The sequence below is a fragment of the Orenia sp. genome (assembly GCF_055140805.1).
Map to the genome: position 1 here is coordinate 1 of NZ_JBSQYM010000139.1, position 8,210 is coordinate 8,210.

General features: G+C 34.6%; 8 protein-coding genes and 1 riboswitch. Of the genes, 6 read left to right on the forward strand and 2 right to left on the reverse strand.

Features of this window, described 5'->3' with window-relative positions:
- Window positions 1-338: 338 nt before the first annotated feature.
- Complete coding sequence (locus ACTCDL_RS12415; protein ID WP_463177071.1) at window positions 339-1,490, forward strand: cysteine desulfurase family protein; 1,152 nt, start codon at window positions 339-341, stop codon at window positions 1,488-1,490.
- Between the two features lie 5 nt (window positions 1,491-1,495).
- The gene (thiI, locus tag ACTCDL_RS12420; RefSeq protein WP_463177075.1) at window positions 1,496-2,680 is read left to right on the forward strand and encodes a tRNA uracil 4-sulfurtransferase ThiI; all 1,185 of its coding nucleotides are present in this window, start codon (window positions 1,496-1,498) and stop codon (window positions 2,678-2,680) included.
- Between the two features lie 89 nt (window positions 2,681-2,769).
- On the opposite strand, the gene ACTCDL_RS12425 is transcribed toward thiI, so the two are convergent.
- Complete coding sequence (locus ACTCDL_RS12425; RefSeq protein WP_463177080.1) at window positions 2,770-3,033, reverse strand: hypothetical protein; 264 nt, start codon at window positions 3,031-3,033, stop codon at window positions 2,770-2,772.
- 152 nt (window positions 3,034-3,185) lie between these two features.
- On the opposite strand from ACTCDL_RS12425, the gene ACTCDL_RS12430 reads away from it, so the two are divergent.
- The 4 genes from ACTCDL_RS12430 to ACTCDL_RS12445 all read left to right on the forward strand — a co-directional run bounded on the left by ACTCDL_RS12430 (window position 3,186) and on the right by ACTCDL_RS12445 (window position 7,210).
- On the forward strand, window positions 3,186-4,127 hold the full coding sequence (locus tag ACTCDL_RS12430) for a L,D-transpeptidase family protein (protein ID WP_463177085.1): 942 nt from the start codon (window positions 3,186-3,188) through the stop codon (window positions 4,125-4,127).
- 21 nt (window positions 4,128-4,148) lie between these two features.
- Window positions 4,149-5,537: an ABC transporter substrate-binding protein gene (locus ACTCDL_RS12435; protein ID WP_463177088.1), complete on the forward strand. Its 1,389-nt coding sequence runs from the start codon at window positions 4,149-4,151 to the stop codon at window positions 5,535-5,537.
- Window positions 5,538-5,597: 60 nt separating this feature from the next.
- A riboswitch (SAM riboswitch) is annotated at window positions 5,598-5,711 on the forward strand.
- A 63-nt stretch (window positions 5,712-5,774) separates the two neighbouring features.
- Window positions 5,775-5,984 carry a DUF6485 family protein gene (locus ACTCDL_RS12440; protein ID WP_463177092.1) on the forward strand — a complete coding sequence of 70 codons (210 nt, stop codon included), beginning with the start codon at window positions 5,775-5,777 and terminating at the stop codon, window positions 5,982-5,984.
- Window positions 5,985-6,010: 26 nt separating this feature from the next.
- Window positions 6,011-7,210 (forward strand): O-acetylhomoserine aminocarboxypropyltransferase/cysteine synthase family protein, encoded by a 1,200-nt coding sequence (locus tag ACTCDL_RS12445; protein WP_463177096.1) that lies wholly within the window; start codon window positions 6,011-6,013, stop codon window positions 7,208-7,210.
- A gap of 94 nt (window positions 7,211-7,304) precedes the next feature.
- On the opposite strand, the gene ACTCDL_RS12450 is transcribed toward ACTCDL_RS12445, so the two are convergent.
- Entirely contained in the window at window positions 7,305-7,991 is a 687-nt protein-coding gene (locus ACTCDL_RS12450; protein ID WP_463177100.1) for a protein kinase domain-containing protein, read from the reverse strand.
- Window positions 7,992-8,210: the final 219 nt, after the last annotated feature.

The window sequence follows — 8,210 nt, forward strand, 5'->3', positions numbered from 1 at the left end:
ACATTAATCCTTACGATACCTTGAATATTTTACACAAACAAGGATTAGTGTTTGTAACTCCATATATTCACTTGTACGACAAGGGGCTGAACCTAAGTTGTAGGTTAGCATTACTGTTTTTTATAACCTTGTATTTAATATTGTATCATAGTAACTTGAATATTTGAAGGTGTTGAACCTTGCAAATATTATCCAAATTCATCTCCACCTAATACATGGCTTAGATGGAGTTTTCTTTGAATGTTTTAGATAAATAAAGTAAAGTGTGGATGCGAGTTGAGAACTGCTTAATAATAGCTCACATACACTCATAACTCACACTCACTGGAGGAATTTTTATGGAAGAGATTTATTTAGACAATGCAGCAACTACTAAACCCTATCCAGAGGTTGTAGAGAAGATGAAAGTAGCTTTGACTACAACCTATGGTAATCCTTCTTCTTTACATAGAATGGGTATAGCAGCAGAGAAGATGATTAAAGAGGCTAGAAAGACTATCGCATCTAAATTAGATGTTAGTGCTAAAGAGATATATTTCACCTCTGGGGGTACGGAATCCAATAATTTAGCTATTAAAGGGGCTATTAATTCATTAAAGCGCTATGGGAAGCGGTTGATTACTAGCTCTATTGAACATCCGTCGGTCTTAAATGTTTTTAAGAGACTTGAAAGTAAAGGGTATGATGTCAAATACCTTAAGGTCAACAGGGAAGGTATTGTTGATTTAGAAGAGTTAAAGGAATATTTAAATGATGAGACAATTTTAGTTAGTATTATGGGGGTTAATAATGAAACTGGAGCTATACAGCCCTTAGCTGAGATTAGTGAATTAGTAGCCGACTATGACAACCTCTATTTTCATGTAGATGGGGTACAGACTTTTGGTAAAGTAGATATTCCCTTATCTAAACTAGGTATCGACTTATATTCTATCAGTGCTCATAAGATCCATGGTCCTAAGGGAACAGGGGCATTATACATCAAGAGAGGAACAAGAATAGATAATTTGATCTCAGGCAGTAAGCAGGAGTCTGGAATTAGACCTGGAACTGAGAATGTTCCTGGAATTGCTGGTTTTGGTCAAGCTGTAGAGTTACTTCCTAGTCAAGATGATAAGTATAGAATCTATCAATTAAAGGAGCTACTAATCAATAGAATCTTAACTGAGGTTGAAGAGAGTTCTCTTAATGGACCAGATATTCATACTGGAGCAGTACATATTGCTAATATCTCCTTTGCTGGAGTAAAGGGTGAAGTCTTAATTCATACTTTAGAGCGGGATAATATCTATCTATCAACAGGAGCAGCCTGCTCCTCAAAACAGGATACACCAAGTTACGTTTTAGAAGCTATGAAGGTCAATCCTAAATTAATTGAAGGGGCAATTAGATTCAGTCTTGCTCCAACAACAACTGAGCAAGAGATAAACTACACAGTAGATAAGCTAAAAGATGCTGTTAAAATGCTGAGAAAAATAATGCAGAGGTGATGAAAGTGAAAAGGTTATATTTGATCCGTTATGGGGAAATTGGTTTAAAGGGTAAAAATAGATTTATGTTTGAGGATAAGTTAATTTCTAACATTATCAAGACTTTGAAGAAAGATTCTGATGAATTGGATGTTTATAAGACCTATGGTCGAATTTATGTAGAGACTGATCTTGCTAGAGATAAGGTTATTAGTAAATTACAGAAGGTCTTTGGGATTGTTGGTATCGCTCCGGCCCGTGAAGTAGAGCTTGATGTAGATGAGGTCAAGAAGAATTGTTTGGAGATGGTGCAAGAGGCTTTACCTAGTTCAGGAGTAACTACTTTCAAGGTCAATGCTCGCCGTAATAATAAATCTTTCCCCCTAAATAGTATGGAGTTAAATAGAGAATTAGGAGCCCATATCCTAATTAATACAGAAGATGGACGTTTGCAGGTAGATGTACATAACCCGGAATTGATGGTCAATGTGGAGGTTAGAAAGAAGGCTGTCTACATTTATACCCAAGATATCCCTGGTTGTGGTGGGTTACCTGTTGGAGTAACAGGAACAGCAGGGTTATTATTATCAGGGGGGATTGATAGTCCTGTAGCAGGTTGGATGCTGATGAAGCGTGGAGTTAAGATAGTACCAATCTACTTTCACAGTTTCCCTTTTACCAGTGATAGAGCTAAAGAGAAGGTTATCGACTTAGCAGAAATTTTGGCTACATACCAAGGGGAGACTAAGTTACATGTGGTTCACTTTACCGACATTCAAACAGAGATGAATGATAAATGCCCAGCTGAATTAACTACGATTATCATGAGAAGGATTATGATGAGAATTTCTGAACAGATTACTGTAAATAATGGAGGAAAGTCGCTGTTAACAGGTGAGAGTATGGGACAAGTAGCTAGTCAGACGATGGAATCGATGTATGTTACTAATATGGTTCCTAAGATGCCTGTTTTTAGACCATTGATTGGTTTAGATAAGGTTGAAATTATTGAAATTGCTAAAAGAATTGGGACTTATGAGACTTCAATTCAACCATATGAAGATTGTTGTACAGTCTTTGTCCCAGAAAAACCCGCTACTAAAGCTACTCCAGAAGATGTGCAAGAAGGAGAGAAGGATTTACATATAGATGATTTGATTGAAAAGGCTATCGATGAGGTAGAGGTTATTACTATCAATCCATATAAGTAAAGGCAAGTACGAGTAAAGAATAATCAGTACTACCCAACCTCTAACTATCTAAAATATTTTAAGAGTAAGGAAGAATAGACATAAAATGGCTATTCTTCCTTTTTTAACTCATTGATTTCTAAACTAAGTTCTTTAATCTTTTTTTCTAATCTTTCATATTGCGAATTTCCGTTTTCATCAGTACCTAGACATTGTTCTTGGGCTGCAATTGTTAATATCGTCTGTCCAAGGGCTTCGAAAAAATTACCCAAAGAGTTTTGGGAATTGGCATCTAAATCATTAGCTAATATAACTCCAATTAATGTAGCTAGTACTGCCAAACTCTCTGGTGAGATTGAATCTAAACAGCACATATTAATAAGCCCCCTTTATAAGTTTATAATAGTATATGAGAACTTTTGCTTATCTGTTTAAAAAATTGATATTGTAAAGGAGCTAATTTGTATATTATAGGTGATTTTCACATAATTATTGATAAGATAATATATGAAAAGAGGTAATAAGATTGAAGTTAACAACAATGAGGATATTGCTCTTATCTTTACTAATTTCAACTTTAATTCTTCCTAATAGTTCAGCTAGAGAAGTCAATAACCATTGCAGTTGTCAATCTGTAAGACAACTTTCTTTACAAAATCCACTACTTAAGGGAGATGATATTTGGGAACTACAATCCCAATTAAAGGAGCTAGGCTTTTATCAAGGTGATTTAAATTCAACCTATGATTGGAAAACTTATTTAGCTGTTAGAAATTTTCAATACAACAGGGGATTAGAGGAGACTGGTATAGTAACTGATCAGACGTGGTTTAAATTAGGTGATGAATTGACTAAAGACTTACCATTAAAAGCAAGCAACAATAAGTTAGCTTTACCTAAAGGTGAAGTTTCTATTTTAGTAAATGGTTATAAACGCCAGATGACAGTCTATGCCAATGGAGAAGCATTTCATAGCTTTCCTGTAGCCATAGGCAAACCTTCTACTAAATCTCCTGTTGGTGAGTGGGCTGTGATTGCTAAAGATAAAGATTGGGGTGGTGGTTTTGGAGTTAGGTGGATGAGATTAAATGTCCCTTGGGGAATTTATGGGATACACGGTACTAACAAACCTGGTTCTATTGGAAGAGCTGCTAGCCATGGTTGTATTAGAATGTTCAATCGTGATGTTAAAGTACTTTTTGAGTGGGTGAAGGTAGGGACTAGAGTTAAGATTATTGGTACTAGAGATAGTGTGGAGATGAAATATAATATTGATCCTGGTAGAGTAGGTGAAGATGTCTTGATCTTGCAAGAAGAATTGAGAAAGCAGGGTTTTAATCCAGGTTATACCGACGGTAGGTTTGGAAAAGATAGCAAGGATGCCATGGAGGAGTTTAAACTTTTTTATGGTTTAAAGGATGACTTAGTTGCTGATGATAATACTTTTTATATTTTAAATATCAAGTAGAAGAGAGGAGGAAAAGAAGCATTGACTGAAAGTTCAAAGAAAACTTTAAATTGGAAGCTAATTATAGCTATCATGTTGGCTATTGCTATAGCAAGTGGGGGGATTACTTTCTATCTTAAGTATCAAAGTAGGTCTAAACCCTTTACTATTGATCCTGAAGTAATGATAAATCCCGATAAAGAATATCATGTTAGCTATTGGGATTATGATCTTTTGATAGGTCACGATGAAGATTATAAGCAGTTTCTCCAAGAGTCAATTGAACAGTTCAATAAGAAGTTTCATAATATCAAGGTTACCTATCAGCTATTACCTTTCTCTACGGGAGAAGAGAAGCTTAGGGAATCACTAAGTTTGGGTACTCCACCAGATATTTACGATGATATCTTCTCTAGTAAGCTAATTAGCAAAGAGTTACAGATACCTGTTAACCTTTTATTTGAAGAAGGTGATAGAGATAAGTATAGAGGGATATCGGCTTTAGTATATAATAATAAGATTTGGGGGTTACCTAACTGGCTAATTCCTCAAACTTGGGTAGCTAATCAGAAGATGTTAAATGCAAGTGGAGTGGATTTAATTAAAATCAAATCCCAGGGATGGAGCTGGGATGAATTTCTTCAGAGTGCTATTAAGGTTAAAGACTCACATGATGATGCTTATATTGTCTTTAATCCTTACAACTCAGAGATCTTTTATCAGTTACTGACTACTATGGAAGATGATAATTTACTCTCTGCCGATGGTAGTTCTTTAAATAGGCAGACTTTAATGACGATCTTTATTTTTCTAGATAAATTACGTAAAGAAAGGATATTTCCAAGGAAGATCAATAAGATGAATAAACGATTAATAGCAGGCTTGTGGGAAGGGGATGCTGGAATAATAGCACCTATCAATATCTTCTTATTAAATAATTTGCTTAAGCGAGATCACAAGGAGAGATATGTTGATATAAGCTTGTTACCTATTCCAAGTAATTCGAGCAATCATAAAGTACCGATAAAAGTTACCTCTCTACTTCTTTTTAGACAACAAGAGTATCAAGGAGATGATCATAGTAAAGCAGTCTACCAATTTGCTAAATTCATCAACCAAGAAAAGAATTTATATTTAGCTCAAAAATTGAAGGCTATACCTGCTTATCTACCTTTGCAAAGAAGTTGGCAAGATAGTGTCAAGTTAAGCAGTAATCTTAAAAAAGAGATGCTAAGTTATGTTGACAGAGGTGTCTATAGAAGTATAACTTCTAATTATGACTTAAAAGAAGGGCTGAATAAGATCATCGATAAACATTATCAAGAGTTTTGGTTGAAGACTATCAGTCCAGAGCAGGTGGTTGATGATATTATTAATGAAAATATAAATTATTTAAATCAAGGTAAACAACAAAAAGTTGAAGAAAATTAATAAGTAAACCTTGACAGGTTTACTTGCTTATGTTATTATTATAAAAAATAGAAAATATTAATCTTATCAAGAGTGGTGGAGGGACTGGCCCGATGAAGCCCGGCAACCAGTAGTAATTAGTTACTATGGCGGTGCCAATTCCAGCGATACCTTAAAGGTATTGAGAGATAAGAAGTGGTCTATAGAAATTTTAAACCTCTTCTTGGCGAAGAGGTTTTTTATTTAGGAGGAATAAAGTTGAGCACTAAACATTTTTGTAGTTGTGATAATTTAAAATGTAAGAATCACCCTAATAATCATTCTCTAGGTTGTGATCCTTGTATTAAGAAGAATCTTGCAGGTAATGAAATCCCTGATTGTTTCTTTAAACTGGTTAATGAAGATTTAAGTGAACTTAAGAGTTACAATTTAGGTGATTTTGCTAAATTCTATTTAGAAAATAGTTAATTATAATTTAAGGAGGAGTTAATAAAATGAGTAGTAGAGAAGGAAAATATGGATTTGAAACAGTTGCATTACATGGAGGTTATAGTCCAAAACAGGATAGTCAAAACTCAAGAGCAGTACCTATTTATCAGACGACTTCTTATGTCTTTGATGATGCAGACCATGCAGCTAGGTTATTTGCTTTAGAGGAAGCAGGTAATATCTATTCAAGAATTATGAACCCTACCCATGATGTATTTGAAAAGAGATTAGCAGAGCTAGAGGGTGGAGAAGCTGGACTAGTTACTTCGTCAGGTATGTCTGCGATTCATTTAACGGCGATTACTTTAGCTGAAGGTGGAGGGGAGATAGTATCATCTAAGTATGTATATGGAGGTACTTATAACTTATTTGATGTAACTTTACCTAAGTATGGAATTGATACTAACTTTGTTGATCCCCATGACCTTAATGCTTGGGAAGAAGCTATCACTGAAAATACTAAGTTCTTATATTTGGAGAGCCCAGGAAATCCTACTTTGGATATAGTAGATATCGAAAAAGTGGCAGAAATTGCCCATAAACATGATTTAAAATTAGTAGTTGATAATACCTTCTGTACACCATACTTATCTCGACCAATCGAATTTGGAGCTGATATTGTAGTCCATTCAGCTACTAAATATATCGGTGGTCATGGTAGCTCAATTGGTGGAATTATTGTAGGCCCTGCCGATTTTCTATTAAAAGCAAGAGTAGAAGGTTATCGTGATATTGGACCCGCAGCAAGCCCTTTCAATACATGGTTATTCATTCAAGGTTTAGAGACTTTAGCACTTAGAATGGAGCGACACTCTGAAAATGCATTGCAGGTAGCTCAATGGTTAGAAGCTCATCCTCAGGTAGAATGGGTTAGGTATCCAGGTTTAGAGAGCCACCCACATCATGAGCTTGCTAAGAAGCAACAAAAAGCCTTTGGTGGAATGTTATGCTTTGGAATTAAAGGTGGAGTGAAAGCTGGTAAGGAATTGATTAATAATGTGGAGTTATGTTCATTATTAGCCAATGTTGGAGATGCTAGAACTTTAATTATTCATCCAGCTTCTACTACTCATGAACAGTTATCAACAGAAGACCAGCTAGCAGCAGGTATTACAGATAATTTAATTAGAGTATCTGTAGGAATTGAAAGAGTAGAGGATATTATTGCTGATTTAAAGCAGGCTTTGGAGAAGGTAAATGGTTAAAAAATAAAAACTTAAATACAATAAAAAGACTCTAGTAACAACTTTGTTACTAGAGTCTTTTTATGCTCTTATATATTAATCATCCTCATGATTTTTAAACTAAAGGGTTCAAAGCTTTAATAAACTCTTTTGCAGATTGATACCTCTGCTCAATATTAGGGTGATAGGCTTTGAATAAAACCTCTTTTAAATCATCCTCCAGTGATTCTAGGTCATCTATTCTTGGCTTTGAAACGACTCCATTGATTAAATAAATACACATACTTGCTGCTACAGATAGGTCATTTATTTTATATCTCTGGTTTTTTTCTGAGTTTAGAGGTTTTGCTAGCCCAAAATCGATCAATTTTATCCTATTTGGGTTATCATTCATAATCAGTATATTTTTAGGTAAGAGATCATGATGAGCAAATCCTATTTGATGAAGACGTTGTAAACCTTCTAAGATATTTAATGTGATAAGAATAGCATCTTCTTTACTCCTCTTTTTCCCTGTGGAATGATAGTTCCAATGTCCAATTCTTACTCCTGGGAAGTATTCCATTACAATATAAGCTTTACTCTCTTTTATAAAGAATTCATAAAATTTAGGTAAAAATGGATGATTTCCATAACTCTCCATTATGAAGGCTTCATGCTTAGTCATATTAATATGAGAGGATACTTTAATTGCAACCTCGCATTGCTGTTTAATGTCTTCAGCCAAGTAAACAGATGAGAAATTTCCCTTTCCAATAGGCTCTGACTTCATTTTATAATTTTCTAATCTGTTGTTATTCATCTAACACTCCTCTTTCTTTTAGGAAATATTACCAGCGGATACTATATACTATGCTCTGAGACTTAATATGGTGAGTAAAGGTATCCAAACAATTTTAAGAGATATTTATAAAGAAGAATTTATAGATAAACAACTCTAGAATGAAACAATAGAAAGATAATGTAACACTTTTGTGTCAGGAATCGGGAATCTGGAATCAGTCTGTTTTACTGATAACTG

Bases quoted from the DNA above. Each gene is read 5' to 3' on its own strand.
- ACTCDL_RS12415 (WP_463177071.1), top strand. From the start codon at position 339: ATGGAAGAGATTTATTTAGACAATGCAGCAACTACTAAACCCTATCCA.
- ACTCDL_RS12425 (WP_463177080.1), bottom strand. From the start codon at position 3,033: ATGTGCTGTTTAGATTCAATCTCACCAGAGAGTTTGGCAGTACTAGCT.
- ACTCDL_RS12445 (WP_463177096.1), top strand. From the start codon at position 6,011: ATGAGTAGTAGAGAAGGAAAATATGGATTTGAAACAGTTGCATTACAT.
- ACTCDL_RS12450 (WP_463177100.1), bottom strand. From the start codon at position 7,991: ATGAATAACAACAGATTAGAAAATTATAAAATGAAGTCAGAGCCTATT.